Genomic DNA, 14,050 nt, shown 5'->3' on the forward strand with positions numbered 1-14,050 from the left:
CGACTAGCGTCATTCCGTGACCACTCATCAGCCCAGCGCGCTCGAGCTCGATCGGCGCGCGTACCGGCAAGGCCGCTCACGGCAGTCGGTCCTCGTCGCGATCGGGTCGACGCTCGCGTTCGCCGTGATCGTGTGGGTCACGATCATCAACACGCCGGGCTGGGCATCGGTGCAGCAGATGTTCTTCGACCCGGAGGTCGCGCTGCAGGCGCTGCCGCGCGTGTGGGACGGGTTCCTGCTCAACCTGCAGGTGCTCGGCCTGTCGGTGATCACCGTCGCCCTGTTCGCGCTGCTGCTGGCGACCCTGCGCACACTGCCCGGGCCGGTCTTCTTCCCGCTGCGGGTGCTGGCGGCCGCCTACACCGACCTGTTCCGCGGCCTGCCGTTCATCATCGTCCTGTACGTGTTCGGGTTCGGCATCCCGGCCCTGACGAATACCCGCATCCCGCTGTGGGTGCTGGGCGTCGTGTGCGTCACGCTCACGTACTCGGCGTATGTCGCCGAGGTCATCCGCGCAGGCATCGATGCCGTGCACCCCTCGCAGCGTCTCGCGGCGCGGGCACTGGGGCTGAACTACGGGCAGAGTCTGCGCCGGGTCGTCCTGCCCCAGGCGGTGCGCAAGGTGACGCCGCCGCTGATGAACGACTTCGTCGCGATGCAGAAGGACGTCGGGCTGATCTCGATCCTCGGCGCCGTCGACGCCGTGCGGGCGGCGCAGATCGAGACCAACCTCATCTACAACTTCACCCCGTATGTGGTGGCCGGGGTGCTGTTCGTGCTGCTGGCGATTCCCACGATCCGGCTCACGGATTGGTACACCGCGCGTGTGCGCGAGCGCGAGCAGGCGGGGGCGATCCTGTGACCCGTATCGCCTCCTCGACCGCGCTCCTGCGCGCCACCGGAGTGTGGAAGTCGTTCGGCGACCGCGAGGTGCTGCGCGGCGTCGATCTGTCGCTCGCAACCCACGAGGTGGTGGCCCTGATCGGTGCGAGCGGATCGGGCAAGTCGACGCTGCTGCGCTGCCTCGGACTGCTCGAGCCGATCGACGACGGTCAGATCTTCCTGGGCGATGCCGACATCTCTGATCCGCGAGTGGATGCCAACAGCGTGCGCGCCCGGTTCGGCGCCGTGTTCCAGAGCTTCAACCTGTTCCCGCACCTGTCGGTGCTCGACAACGTGACGCTCGCTTCGCGCGTCGTACGGCGGATGCCGCGGCGTGCGGCCGAGGAACGGGCGCTCGCGCTGCTCGACCGCGTCGGCCTGGCCGACAAGGCCAAAGACCATCCCGACCGGCTGTCGGGCGGACAGCAGCAGCGCGTCGCGATCGCGCGGGCGATCGCCACCGACCCCGAAGTGCTGCTGCTCGACGAGATCACCTCGGCGCTGGATCCGCTGCTGGTGGGTGAGGTGCTGGAGCTCGTGCGTCAGCTGGCCTCGGACGGGGCCACGATCCTGATGGCCACGCACGAGATGGCATTCGCCCGCGACGTCGCCCACCGGGTCGTGTTCCTGGATGAGGGCCGGGTGCTGGAGGAAGGCACGCCTGCCGAGGTACTCGCCGCCCCGCGCGAGGCGCGCACGCGCGAGTTCCTGGCGCGCTTCACCGCCTGAGCGGTGCGCCGTTCGGCGGCGTCGCTCGGGGCCGCTGGTCGCCTGACCCGAAGCGCGGGTGTTCCGCTCACGCACCCGCAATTCGCGTCAGGGCAACATCAACGTGCGGCGCGCTCCGCGGCCTCGACCACGTTCGTCAGCAGCAGCGCGACCGTCATGGGGCCCACTCCCCCGGGGTTCGGCGAGAGGTACCCGGCGACGCCGGCGACATCGGGGTGGATGTCGCCGAACACCGCAGACTTCCCGGTATCCGGGTCGGTCTCACGCGTCACGCCGACGTCGAGCACGGCGGCGCCGGGCTTCACGTCCTCGGCGCGCACCAGGTGCTTGACGCCCGCGGCGCCCACGATCACGTCGGCTTCGCGCAGATACCGCGGCAGGTCGACGGTGCCCGTGTGAGTGAGCGTGACGGTGGCGTTGAGCTCACGGCGGGTCAGCAGCAGCCCGATCGAGCGGCCGATCGTGACACCGCGGCCGACCACGACGACATGCTTGCCCTTCAGGTCGTAGTCGTTGCGCAGCAGCAGTTCGATGACCCCGCGCGGCGTGCACGGCAGCGGCGTGTCGATCGGCCCGTTGACGTTCAGCACCAGGCGCCCCAGGTTGGTGGGGTGCAGGCCATCGGCATCCTTGGCCGGGTCGATCCGCTCGAGGATCGCGTCGGTGTCGAGGTGCTTGGGCAGCGGCAGCTGCACGATGTAGCCGTGGCACGCCGGGTCGGCGTTGAGCTCGTCGATCAGCGCCTCGACCTGGTCCTGTGTGGCGTCGGCGGGAAGCTCGCGCTGGATGGAGTTCATCCCGAGCTCTTCCGACTGCCGGTGCTTCATCCCGACATAGAGCTGGGATGCCGGATCGGCGCCGACCAGCACGGTCGCGATTCCGGGGACGACGCCGTCCGCCTTCAGCGCGGCGATGCGTTCGCGCAGTTCGTCCTTGATGGCGGCCGAGGTCGCCTTGCCGTCGAGTCGGATCGCAGTCACGTGAGGAGTCCTTTCGGGTGGGAGAACCGGAGCTGACTTGAGAACCATGCCACAAGCGGGCCGCTCGCGCGGTCTCCGGTTCCTTCTATCGGAAGTCGATCGGCCTCGCCCCGTCGGTGAGAGAACAACCGGCCGCCGAGAGAACGGGGTTCACCCGTTCTCTCGGCGCCGCACTGTTCTCTCGCGGCTGGGGGTGGATGCCGGGGGGTGGGGGGGGTGGATGCCGGGGGGCTATTGCTGCAGGTCGGGGTACAGGGGGAACGCGGCCGTCAGGGCCGCGACGCGGGCGCGCAGGGCCTCGACGTCGGCATCGCCCTTCAGCGCGAGGGCGATGATGTCGGCGACCTCGGTGAACTCCGCGTCGCCGAAGCCGCGGGTAGCCAGCGCGGGCGTGCCGATGCGCAGACCCGACGTGACCATCGGCGGCCGCGGGTCGTTGGGCACCGCGTTGCGGTTGACCGTGATGTGGATCTCGTGCAGCAGGTCTTCGGCCTGCTTGCCGTCGATCGCCGCATTACGCAGGTCGACGAGAACGAGGTGCACGTCGGTGCCGCCCGAGCGGATCGAGATGCCGGCATCCATCACGTCCTGCTGCGACAGTCGCTCCGCCAGCAGAGCCGCACCGCGCAGGGTGCGCTCCTGGCGCTCCTTGAACGCCGGCGTCGCGGCGAGCTTGAACGCCGTCGCCTTCGCGGCGATCACGTGCATGAGCGGTCCGCCCTGCTGACCGGGGAACACCGCGGTGTTGATCTTCTTGGCGATGTCGGGATCGTTGCTGAGGATGAAGCCCGAACGGGGCCCGCCGATCGTCTTGTGCACCGTCGATGAGACGACGTGCGCGTGCGGGACCGGGTTGGGGTGCAGACCCGCGGCGACGAGCCCGGCGAAGTGGGCCATGTCGACCCACAGCAGCGCGCCGACCTCATCGGCGATGGCACGGAAGGCGGCGAAGTCGAGCTGGCGCGGGTATGCCGACCAGCCCGCGATGATGACCTTGGGCTTGTGCTCCTGCGCGAGTCGTCGGACCTCGGCCATGTCGATGACGCTGGTCTCGGGGTCGACGCCGTAGGCGACGATGTTGTAGAGGCGGCCCGAGAAGTTGATCTTCATGCCGTGCGTGAGGTGGCCGCCCTGGTCGAGCGAGAGGCCGAGCAGCGTGTCGCCGGGGCGGGCGATCGCGTGCAGGACGGCGGCGTTGGCCGAGGCACCGGAGTGCGGCTGGACGTTCGCGAACTCGGCACCGAACAGCGCCTTCGCGCGCTCGATCGCGAGCTCCTCGGCGACGTCGACCTCTTCGCAGCCGCCGTAGTAGCGGCGCCCGGGGTAGCCCTCGGCATACTTGTTGGTGAGCACCGAGCCCTGCGACTGCAGGACCGAGACGGGGACGAAGTTCTCCGAGGCGATCATCTCGAGGTATCCGCGCTGGCGGTCGAGCTCACGCTCGAGCACCTGTGCGATCTCGGGGTCGACCTCGGACAGCGGGGCATTGAAGACGGAATCGGTCATGACGATCTCCTACGGCTGGACGTGATGCGGGTGTCGAAGGACCGCCGCGGGCGCGACGGTTTATCGTGACCCGGCCCAGGCGTGCGGTCGAATGCCATACGGTCGCTCCCCGGTGGTTGCCCACCTCAACGCCAGTCGCGACGATCCGAGCATAACGGATGCGGCGCTGATAAGCTGGCGCACAACTATTTGTAAGGACTCCTTACATGGCTGGTCGACGCCGACCCACGGCCGCCCCGCTGCGGGCGCTCGCACTGGTCGTCGCGCTGACGGCCGCGACCTTGGCGGGATGCGTTCCAGCCGACCAGAATGGAGCCACCGTGTCTGCACCCGCCGTCGTCCCCGCCCCCACCGCGCTGTCCGCGGTCGACGGGCCCCCGTTCCGGCTCACCGATGAGGTCATCGTGTCCGGAGAAGCGGATGCCGTCGCCGCGCTGCAGCAGCTCGTGACCACGCGTACGGGGGCAGAGCTTCGTCGGTTCGGCGGCGAGTCCGGTTCCGCCCCAGGGCGACGCAGCGACCGAGAAGCGGCGGCGCCATCGATCCGGCTGACGCTGACCGCCGGCGGCCCCGCCGAGTCGTACCGGCTCACCGTCACCGAGGACGTGGTCGCAATCAACGGTGCCGACGCGGCCGGCCTGTTCTACGGCGTGCAGACCCTCGGACAGCTGATCGCGCGTGACGGCGAGCGTTGGGTCGTCCCGGTGACCGAGATCGACGACGTCCCGCGGTTCGCGTACCGCGGTGTCATGCTCGACGTGGCCCGCCACTTCCACGGCGTTGACACGGTCAAGGCCTACATCGACCGCGCGGCGAGCCTCAAGTTCAACCATCTGCACCTGCACCTGACCGACGACCAGGGGTGGCGCCTCGAGATCGCCTCGCGCCGGCTGCTGACGGAGCTCTCGTCGGACTCGGCGGTGGGCGGCGACCCGGGGGGATTCTTCACGCAGGCCGACTACCGTGACATCGTCGCCTACGCGGCGAGCCGGCACATGACCGTCGTCCCCGAGATCGACATGCCCGGCCACACGCACGCCGTGTCGCTGGCCTACCCCGAGCTGTCGGAAGAGCCCGTGATCAGCGAGCACATCCGTGAGATCGCGCGCGACTACGGTGGCGAGCTGCCGGTGAACGGCGTCGACTACGACGGCATGGCGGTGGGGTTCTCGTCGCTGAAGATCAACGACGAGGCCACCTACGAGTTCCTGGCGGACGTGCTCGGCGAGGTCGCCGCACTCAACCCCGGCCCGTATCTGCATGTGGGCGGCGACGAGGCGCTGGGCACCGCGCCCGAGGATTTCGCCGTGTTCATGGCGCGTGCCACCGAGATCGTCGCAGGTCTCGGCAAGACGCCGATCACGTGGCATGAGGCCGGCGCCGCGACCGGCCTGGCCCCGACGACCGTCGGCCAGTACTGGGGGTTCGTCACTCCGACCGACGGCATGGACGAGAAGACCCGCACCTTCGTCCGCAACGGCGCGCGGGTGATCATGTCGCCCGCCGATGCGATCTACCTCGACATGAAGTTCGACGCAGACTCGTCACTCGGCCTCACCTGGGCGCGCGGCGTCACCTCGGCGCAGCGCGCGTACGAGTGGGACCCGGCCGAGGTGATCGACGGGGTCGGCGAGGCCGACATCCTCGGCGTGGAGGCACCTCTGTGGACCGAGACGGTCCGCACCCTCGACGACATCGACGCGCTGGCCTTCCCGCGCATCGCGGCCGCCGCAGAGGCGGCCTGGTCGCCGGCGCTCGGCTCGACCGAGCAGCGCAGCTGGGAGTCGTTCCGCCACCGTGTCGGCGCACTCGGACCACTGTGGTCCAGCATGGGTATCGGGTACACCCCGCTGGCGGGCATCGAATGGAGCACCGGATGACGACCATCCTGCACGGCGGCCGCCTCGTCGATGGCGGTCTCGTGACCGACGACGCCTGGGCCGGGTTCGCCGATGGGCTCGTGGCGGCGACCGGCACCGGCGACGCCTGGCGTGCCGACGCGGCCTACGCGGGTGCCGACGCCGTCGACCTGGCGGGTGCCTATCTGACCCCGGGGTTCATCGACCTGCACGGGCACGGCGGCGGCGGCGTGGCCTTCGACGACGGCCCCGATGCGATCGCGACGGCTCGCGCCGTGCACCTCGCACACGGCACCACCCGCGCGGTGCTGTCGCTGGTGACCGCGTCGATCGATGACCTCGCGCGCCGCGTGGGCGTCATCGCCGACCTCACCGAGGCAGATCCCACCATTCTCGGCTCGCATCTGGAAGGGCCGTTCCTGGATGCCGGTCACAAGGGCGCACACACCGAGAGCCTGCTGCGCGCCCCCGAACCGGAGGCCGTCGAGCGACTGCTCACCGCCGGCCGCGGCACGATCCGTCAGGTGACGCTGGCCCCCGAGCTGCCCGGCGGGCTCGATGCGTTGGGCCGCTTCGTCGATGCCGGTGTCGCAGTCGCCGTCGGACACACGGCCGCGACTCACGCCCAATCGCAGGCGGCGTTCGACGCCGGTGCGACCCTGCTCACGCATGCCTTCAACGCGATGCCCGGCATCCACCACCGCGCCCCCGGTCCGATCGTCGCCGCGATGCGCGATGAGCGTGTGACCCTCGAGCTGATCGCCGACGGCATCCACGTGCACCCGGATGTCATCGCGCTCGCCTTCGCGGGCGCGCCCGGACGGATCGCGCTCATCACCGATGCGATGGCCGCCGCGGGCGTCGGCGACGGCCGCTACGTACTGGGCGGTCTGGCCGTGACCGTCGCCGACGGCACCGCCCGGCTCGACAGCGACGGCGCGATCGCGGGCTCGACCCTCACGCAGGATGCGGCGCTGCGCACGGCGGTCGCCGCTTGCATCGCGCTGCCTGACGCCGTCGCCGCGCTGAGCTCTGTGCCGGCCCGCGCACTGGGGCTGGGCGACCGGTACGGGTCACTGCGGCCGGGCGCCGCCGCCGACGCCGTCGTGTTCGATGCCGGCCTCACGGTCATCGACGTGTGGATCGACGGCAGCCGCATCTGATGTGGCGGCGGGGCGACCGTCCCCCCGAACGATCGCCCCGCGCTGTCCCCATAACGGGATGCCGCGTCTCCCCAGGCGCAGCGTCCCGATCCCGATGGCTCGGATGACGAGATCCGGCCCCAGTTGCCATCGCGCGCCGACGGTTCCCTCCGTGCGCCGACGTATCGGATCCACCCATACAGATGCGGTCCCCGCCGTTCTATGACGCGACTCCGGCAAGAAGTCCCACGAACCGGTGCACGTCGCTCCCGTCGCGGCGGATTCAGAGAGAATAGGACGACCCGCGTCATGATCGCGCGCTCTGCGCGTCTCACAGAAGGGCGCGCGATCGCGCCGCGCGAACCCGACGGCAAAAGGAGCCGAAATGACCACGGACGACGACGCGGCCGAGATCGCCGATGTCGATCTCGTGCTTCGGGTGCGATCGGGTGATCGAGACGCCTTCGCAGAGCTGTGGCGACGGCACTATCGCTCGGGCATATCGGTGGCGCGCGCGGTCACCTCTTCGCTCGACCCGGATGATCTCGTGCAAGAGGCCTACACTCGCATCTTCCATGCGATCCAGAAGGGTGGCGGGCCGACAGGAGCCTTTCGCGCCTACCTGTTCACGAGCATCCGCAACACCGCAGCAGGATGGGGGCGCGCGCGTCGCGAAACGGCGATCGACATCCTCGATGGAGTTGCCGATCCCGCCGCCGAGGCGCACGCCACCGACGACGCCCTCGACCGAAGTCTGACCCATCAGGCCTTCCGCACTCTGCCCACGCGGTGGCAGGAGGTGCTCTGGTACACCGAGATCGAGCAGATGAAGCCGGCCGAGATCGCGCCGTTACTCGGCATGAAGGCCACGGCGGTGGCGCAACTCGCGTTCCGCGCCAGGGAGGGGCTGCGCGCGGCGTGGATCCAGGCACACCTGCGCTCGGTCGCCGATGGATCGCCGTGCCAATGGACGATCGAGCGCCTCGGCGTGCACGCCCGCGGCACCCTCGGCAAGCGCGACACGGCAAAGGTCGACACCCATATCGCCGAATGCGCCAGGTGCGCCATCATCGCCTCCGAGGCCGAAGCGGTCTCGCACCGACTCCCGATCGTGATCCTTCCGCTCACGATCGGCGCAGGTGCTGCGACCGCCTATCTGGCAAGCCTGCAGCACGGAGCGCTCTCGGCCGTCGCGATGGCCGCCGACGCGTCTCCCGTCATCCCGGACGCGATCGTGCTGACGGATGCGGCGGCGGCCACGGCCGGCCCCGGCATCGTGGGTGGCGGTGCGGGTGCGGCCTCCGCCGGATCGCTGACCATCTCCTTCGCGGGCGTCCTGGCGGCTGCCGTCGTGATCGGCGGCACCCTGGCCGTCGTGGTGCCGCTCGTCTCCCAGGCCACGCCGACGTCGATCGTCGGCGGCTCGACACTGATCCCGGAGGCCGCGTCGGCCTCGCCTGCACCTGCACCCGCGCCCGCGCCCAGCGGCCTCACAGCTCCGGCTACGTCGGTCCCGCTCCCCGGCGGCCTCGCCCCGGCGCGGGCTCCGGCCACGGTCGCGCCCGAGGCGCCCGCACCGCGCCCGGTCGCGCCGACGCCGACGCCGACGCCTGGCCCGATACCGACCCCCGCTCCGAGTCTCGAACCCACGCCGCACCCGGCACCCACGCGGGAGCCGTCCCTCGAGCCGACGCCGGCATCTGGCCCGACACCGACGCCCGGGCCTGATCCGACAGCGACGCCCGCGCCCGGGCCGACACCCGACCCGACTGCCTCACCACAACCGACACCCACGCCTACGGCCGAGCCCACGCCTACGCCTACGCCCGAGCTCACGCCCACGCCCAACCCGACACCCACGCCCGAGCCTGATCCGACGCCCGAGCCCACGCCCGCGCCCACGCCCGAGCCCACGCCCGAGCCCACGCCCGAGCCGACGCCGACGCCCACGCCCAACCCGACACCCACGCCCTCGCCTGATCCGACGCCCGCGCCCGAGCCCACGCCTACGCCTACGCCTACGCCCGAGCCGACGCCCACGCCCGAGCCGACGCCCGAGCCGACGCCCACGCCTGATCCGACGCCCGCGCCCGAGCCCACGCCTACGCCTACGCCCGAGCCGACGCCCACGCCCGAGCCGACGCCCGAGCCGACGCCCGAGCCGACGCCCGAGCCCGAGCCCGAGCCCGAGCCGACGCTGACCCTCCCGGAGGGTCAGCCGACGCTCGGCGGTTCGGTTACCTGGATCGACGACGATTTCCGGACCCACGTCGAGGTGGCCGTCGACGGCACGCCCGGCGCGACGGTGCAACTGTGGCTGAGCGGTGACAGCCGCCGCTATGAAGCAACGCTGAACGACGCCGGCGGCGCCACCCTCGTCTTCCGGCCGACATTGTCCCAGCTCGTGCGGGACGTCGACGTGTTGCTGGCCTACGTCTCGGGAGACGAGCGGGGGCCGGCGACGACCGTCCGCCTCAGCGACCTGCTCTGACACCTGGCCGGTGCGCGTAAACTGGACCCCATGGCCGAACTCCCTCACGTGCGCCCCGAGAAGCCGGCCGAGCCCGCCGCCGGGACCCGACCTGCGCTCACCGCGATCGACGTTCTCGCCTTCCTGTGCGAGCTGTTCGCGTTCGGGACTCTTGCATTCTGGGGCTTCACCGCCTGGCCGTTCCCGTGGAACATCGTCGCCGGCATCGCCGCGCCCGTGGCCGCCATCCTGCTGTGGGCGCTGTTCGTCTCGCCGCGTGCGGTGATCCGCGTGCACCCGTTCGTGCGGGCGCTCGTCGAACTGCTCGTCTACGCCGCGGCCACCGTCGCGTGGTGGAGTGCCGGGTACGCCTGGATCGGCCTCGCCTTCGGCGTCATCGCGGTCGCCGTCGGCCTCATCGCGGGCCGTCGCCGATTGGCCTGACGGCACCTGCCCATGAGCGCGGACGACCGCATGCGCACCCCCGAGAGGGCCCCGAGGCGCGACACGACCGTCCCGGACGTCCTCGCCCTGCTGCGCGCCGAACTCGGCGAGCGCGTCGACGTCTCCCCCGCGAGCCTCGAAGCAGCGCGGGCCGACAAATCCGGTCATGCCTCGCCGGGTCGTCCCCTCGCGGTCGTCCATGCCGCCTCGGTCGCCGACGTGCAGGCGACGATGCGCATCGCGCATGCGACCGGCACGCCCGTGGTCACCCGCGGTGCCGGCACCGGCCTGGCCGGCGGCGCGAACACCGGCGCCGGTGAGATCGCCCTGTCGGTGCGGGGCATGGATCGCATCCTCGAGGTCCGCCCCGACGACCTGCTCGCCGTCGTCGAGCCCGGCATCCTCAACGCCGACCTGGGCGACGCCCTCGCCGCGCACGGCCTGTGGTGGGCGCCCGATCCGGCCAGCCGCGCCATCTCGACCGTCGGCGGCAACATCGCCACCGGCGCCGGCGGCCTGTTGTGTGCCAAGTACGGGGTCGTCCGCGATGCCGTACTGGGCGTCGACCTGGTGCTCGCCGACGGCCGGCTGCTTCACCTCGGCCATCGCAGCGTCAAGGGTGTGACGGGCCTCGACCTGACTTCGCTCGTCATCGGCTCCGAAGGCACACTCGGCGTCATCGTCGGCGCGACTCTCAAGCTGCGCCGCCTCGTGCCCGGCGCGGTCTGCACCATCGCGGCCACGTTCCCCGATGTGCGCACCGCCGCGGTGGCATCCGCCGCGGTCACCGCCTCCGGCATCCAGCCCGCCATCATGGAGCTCATGGACGCGAGCTGCCTCTCGGCCGTCCACGCCCTCCTCGCCCTCGCACCGCCGGCTCCCGGGCAGGCGCAGCTCACGCTGCAGACCGACGGGCCCGCCGCGATCGTCGAGGCCGACGCCATAGCCGCCGTGCTCCGGGACGCCGGCGGCACCGTCGCCGTCTCACACGACCGCGCCGAAGGGGAGCGGCTGCTGGCGATCCGCCGCTCCATGCACCCCGCCATGGAGACCCTCGGCACCACGCTCATCGAAGACGTGTCGGTGCCACGCAGCGCGCTGCCGGCGATGTTCGACGAGATCGCGCGCATCGAGCGCGATCGGAGCATCAGCATCCCGACGGTCTGCCACGCCGGCGACGGAAACCTGCACCCGAACTTCATCTTCGACGGTCCCGATGTGCCACCCGAGATCTGGGATGCCGCGGACGACCTCTTCCGCGCCGCACTGCGCCTGGGCGGCACGCTGACCGGCGAGCACGGCATCGGCGTGCTCAAGCGGCGCTGGCTGGCCGACGAACTGGGCGAAGACCAGTGGGAGCTCCAGCGTCAGATCACCGCCGTCTTCGACCCCACCGGCATTCTGAACCCGGGCAAGGTCTTCACACCCTGACCCGGACGCGGCCACGCCGCGGCAGCGACCGCGTCAGCCGGTGCGCAGCGATGCCGTCGCGCGCCACTCGCGCGGCGTGCAGCCGTACTGCCGGCGGAACGCCCGCGTGAAGGTCGTCAGGTCACGGAACCCGGCCTCGTACGCGATCCACTCGATCGTGCGGAACGGCTCTTCGCGCAGCAGCCGCGCGGCCACCCGCAGGCGCTCGGTGCGCAGGAAGAACGCAGGCGAGCCGCCGTCCTCCTCGAACACCTGATAGAGCCGGCGCCGCGAGACGAAGTGGGCGCGGGCGACCTCGTCCATGTCGAGCCCCGGGCGCACCGCGTTGCGGCGCAGATACTCCTGCACGGCGTGGCGCAGGCCCCCGGAGGTGCGCGGAATGCCGCTGCCCTCGCCGAACGACGAGCGGATCATGACCGCGGCGAGGTCGCGCAGCACGCCGGCTGTCTTGACCTTGTCGCCGCCCTTGCCGCCCTTGTCGCCAACGGGCAGGCCGGCCGCATACGAGAACAGGTTGCGCGCGGCCGGCGACCGCACGCCGTCGGGCATGGCCAGCCGGTGCATGGTGTCTTCGAGCATCGCCGTCGGCAGCCCGAGCGACGTGCGTGAGACCTGCACGATGAGCTGCTGCTGGTCGGTCCGCGAGTAATCGAGGTAGTACGGGCGGTCGGTCGCGTAGATCGTGATCGCGCCGGGCCGCACCGATGCCGACCCGCCGCCGGCGGTCACCACACCCGTCGACGAGCGCTGCAGCGACAGGTGGACGTCGTCGCTGTCGGCGGAGTGCGCGAGCCGCTCGGTGCGGTCGGCGCTCGTGCCGCAGGTGGTCACCAGCGACACCGATATGCGCTCGTCCAGCCCGACGTGTTCCATACGTCCGGTGAAATCGCGTTCGAACCCCGCGCATCGCAGGGGAACGAAGCACCCGCTGACGACCGTCTCCCAGTCGTCGGCGCTCTCAGCCTCGAGAACTACCAACGTGAGCCTCCTACGTTGATGAGCGAGTTTACGCGCCCGGGCGCCGCCCGGGGACCGACGGGTGCACGACTGCACAAAACGCCGATCCGGCGTGCACAAAACGCCGGGTCGGGCCCGCCTTCTGCCTGCCAATGTTGCCTTCACCGACATCGAGGACGGGAGAGACGATGACGTTCTTCGCACAAGAGACGTGGAACGGCCGAGGGTTCGCCGGCGGCTGGGTCCACTTCGAAGACGAGGCGACGGCGACGTCGCCGTCGACCGGCGCCGAACTGGGCAGCTTCGGCGTCGGCAGCCCTCACGACATGGCGCATGCCATCGAACGTGCCGATGCCGCGCAGCGGGACTGGGCGGCACGCCCGGCCCCCGAGCGGGCCGCGGTGATGCGCCGCGCCGCGTCCGTGCTCGAAGACCACGCCGACGTCCTGTCGCAGTGGCTGATCCACGAGGCCGGATCGGCCCAGGGCAAGGCGGCATTCGAGGTGGGGCTGGTCGCCGGCGAACTGCACCAGGCGGCCGCGACCGCCGAGATGCCGTACGGGCAGCTGCTGACCTCGACGCACCCGCGCCTGAGCATGGCGCGCCGGCGCCCGGTCGGCGTGGTCGGCGTGATCTCGCCGTTCAATTTCCCGGCCATCCTCGCGGCCCGGTCGGTGTTCCCGGCCCTCGCGCTCGGCAACGGCGTCATCCTCAAGCCCGATCCGCGCACCGCCATCTCGGGCGGCCTCGTGCTGGCGGCGGTGCTCGAAGAGGCCGGTCTTCCCGAAGGCCTGTTCGCGGTCGTCCCGGGCGGCATCGAGACGGCGAGCGCGCTCATCGACCACCCGGCCGTGCCGGTCATCTCCTTCACCGGCTCGACGCAGGCCGGCCGTGCCATCGGCGAGCGCGCCGGGCGCCTGCTCAAGCGTGCACACCTCGAGCTGGGCGGCAACAACGCCATGATCGTGATGCCCGACGTCGACGTCGCCGCCGCGGCATCCGCCGGCGCCTGGGGATCTTTCCTCCACCAGGGGCAGATCTGCATGACCACTGGCCGCCATCTCGTGCACGCCGACATCTACGACGAGTACGTGACGGTCCTGGCCGAGAAGGCGCAGGCGCTCATCGCCGCCGACCCGGCCACCGGCGCCCCGCTGGGCCCGATCATCGATGCCAAGCAGCGCGACAGCATCCACTCGATCGTGACCGAGACGGTGGATGCCGGTGCTTCGCTGCGCGCGGGCGGCAGTTACGACCAGCTGTTCTACCAGCCCACCGTCCTGGCCGACGTCCAGCCCGACCACCGGGCGTTCACGACCGAGATCTTCGGCCCGGTCGCCCCGGTCCTCCGCTTCGAGGACCCGGACGAAGCCGTCGACCTGGTCAATGCGAGCGACTATGGCCTGTCGGTCGCGATCCTCTCAGGCGATGCGTTCCGGGCTCTCGAGTTCGGCGACCAGATCTCCACCGGCATCCTGCACATCAACGACCAGACGGTCGATGACGAGGCGCAGGCGCCGTTCGGAGGCACGGGATACTCCGGCACCGGTGCCCGCTTCGGCGGGCACGAGGCCAACATCGAGGCCTTCACCGACACGCAGTGGGTGACCGTCCAGTCCCGAATCCAGCAATACCCGTTCTGACGCACGA

At 71.0% G+C, this 14,050-nt stretch carries 11 protein-coding genes and 1 riboswitch; of the genes, 8 read left to right on the forward strand and 3 right to left on the reverse strand.

Annotated elements, in window-relative coordinates; all coding sequences use genetic code 11:
- Positions 1–16 precede the first annotated feature (16 nt).
- Both BKA10_RS08390 and BKA10_RS08395 read left to right on the forward strand, forming a co-directional pair.
- Positions 17–862 carry an ABC transporter permease subunit gene (locus BKA10_RS08390; RefSeq protein WP_183499478.1) on the forward strand — a complete coding sequence of 282 codons (846 nt, stop codon included), beginning with the start codon at positions 17–19 and terminating at the stop codon, positions 860–862.
- The gene (locus BKA10_RS08395; RefSeq protein WP_308221550.1) at positions 859–1,611 is read left to right on the forward strand and encodes an amino acid ABC transporter ATP-binding protein; all 753 of its coding nucleotides are present in this window, start codon (positions 859–861) and stop codon (positions 1,609–1,611) included. The genes BKA10_RS08390 and BKA10_RS08395 overlap by 4 nt, the downstream gene beginning before the upstream one ends.
- 98 nt (positions 1,612–1,709) lie before the next feature.
- Here the strand turns inward: BKA10_RS08395 and BKA10_RS08400 are convergent, their stop codons facing one another.
- Both BKA10_RS08400 and glyA read right to left on the reverse strand, forming a co-directional pair.
- Complete coding sequence (locus BKA10_RS08400; protein ID WP_183499479.1) at positions 1,710–2,591, reverse strand: bifunctional methylenetetrahydrofolate dehydrogenase/methenyltetrahydrofolate cyclohydrolase; 882 nt, start codon at positions 2,589–2,591, stop codon at positions 1,710–1,712.
- A 231-nt stretch (positions 2,592–2,822) separates the two neighbouring features.
- Positions 2,823–4,097, reverse strand: coding sequence for a serine hydroxymethyltransferase (gene glyA / locus BKA10_RS08405; RefSeq protein WP_183499480.1), 1,275 nt, complete (start codon positions 4,095–4,097; stop codon positions 2,823–2,825).
- A 66-nt stretch (positions 4,098–4,163) separates the two neighbouring features.
- A riboswitch (ZMP/ZTP riboswitch) is annotated at positions 4,164–4,246 on the reverse strand.
- A 171-nt stretch (positions 4,247–4,417) separates the two neighbouring features.
- Here glyA and BKA10_RS08410 point away from each other — a divergent pair.
- The 5 genes from BKA10_RS08410 (at position 4,418) to BKA10_RS08430 (ending at position 11,443) form a co-directional block, all read left to right on the forward strand.
- On the forward strand, positions 4,418–5,977 hold the full coding sequence (locus BKA10_RS08410) for a beta-N-acetylhexosaminidase (RefSeq protein ID WP_183501121.1): 1,560 nt from the start codon (positions 4,418–4,420) through the stop codon (positions 5,975–5,977).
- Positions 5,974–7,119, forward strand: coding sequence for an N-acetylglucosamine-6-phosphate deacetylase (gene nagA, locus BKA10_RS08415; RefSeq protein WP_183499481.1), 1,146 nt, complete (start codon positions 5,974–5,976; stop codon positions 7,117–7,119). Before BKA10_RS08410 ends, nagA begins: the two co-directional genes overlap by 4 nt.
- 364 nt (positions 7,120–7,483) lie before the next feature.
- Positions 7,484–9,589 (forward strand): sigma-70 family RNA polymerase sigma factor, encoded by a 2,106-nt coding sequence (locus tag BKA10_RS08420; protein ID WP_183499482.1) that lies wholly within the window; start codon positions 7,484–7,486, stop codon positions 9,587–9,589.
- A 30-nt stretch (positions 9,590–9,619) separates the two neighbouring features.
- The gene (locus BKA10_RS08425) at positions 9,620–10,012 is read left to right on the forward strand and encodes a YrdB family protein (RefSeq protein ID WP_183499483.1); all 393 of its coding nucleotides are present in this window, start codon (positions 9,620–9,622) and stop codon (positions 10,010–10,012) included.
- Between the two features lie 30 nt (positions 10,013–10,042).
- Positions 10,043–11,443, forward strand: a complete 1,401-nt coding sequence (locus BKA10_RS08430) for an FAD-binding oxidoreductase (protein ID WP_183501122.1) — start codon at positions 10,043–10,045, stop codon at positions 11,441–11,443.
- 33 nt (positions 11,444–11,476) lie between these two features.
- Here the strand turns inward: BKA10_RS08430 and BKA10_RS08435 are convergent, their stop codons facing one another.
- Complete coding sequence (locus tag BKA10_RS08435) at positions 11,477–12,421, reverse strand: AraC family transcriptional regulator (RefSeq protein ID WP_183499484.1); 945 nt, start codon at positions 12,419–12,421, stop codon at positions 11,477–11,479.
- A 167-nt stretch (positions 12,422–12,588) separates the two neighbouring features.
- Between BKA10_RS08435 and BKA10_RS08440 the strand changes: the two genes are divergently transcribed.
- Positions 12,589–14,043, forward strand: coding sequence for an aldehyde dehydrogenase family protein (locus tag BKA10_RS08440; RefSeq protein ID WP_183499485.1), 1,455 nt, complete (start codon positions 12,589–12,591; stop codon positions 14,041–14,043).
- Positions 14,044–14,050 lie beyond the last annotated feature (7 nt).

The organism is Microbacterium invictum (assembly GCF_014197265.1).
GTDB lineage: Bacteria > Actinomycetota > Actinomycetes > Actinomycetales > Microbacteriaceae > Microbacterium > Microbacterium invictum.

Coding starts and splice junctions, on each gene's coding strand:
- glyA (WP_183499480.1), bottom strand. CDS start 4,097: ATGACCGATTCCGTCTTCAATGCCCCGCTGTCCGAGGTCGACCCCGAG.
- nagA (WP_183499481.1), top strand. CDS start 5,974: ATGACGACCATCCTGCACGGCGGCCGCCTCGTCGATGGCGGTCTCGTG.
- BKA10_RS08420 (WP_183499482.1), top strand. CDS start 7,484: ATGACCACGGACGACGACGCGGCCGAGATCGCCGATGTCGATCTCGTG.
- BKA10_RS08425 (WP_183499483.1), top strand. CDS start 9,620: ATGGCCGAACTCCCTCACGTGCGCCCCGAGAAGCCGGCCGAGCCCGCC.
- BKA10_RS08430 (WP_183501122.1), top strand. CDS start 10,043: ATGCGCACCCCCGAGAGGGCCCCGAGGCGCGACACGACCGTCCCGGAC.
- BKA10_RS08440 (WP_183499485.1), top strand. CDS start 12,589: ATGACGTTCTTCGCACAAGAGACGTGGAACGGCCGAGGGTTCGCCGGC.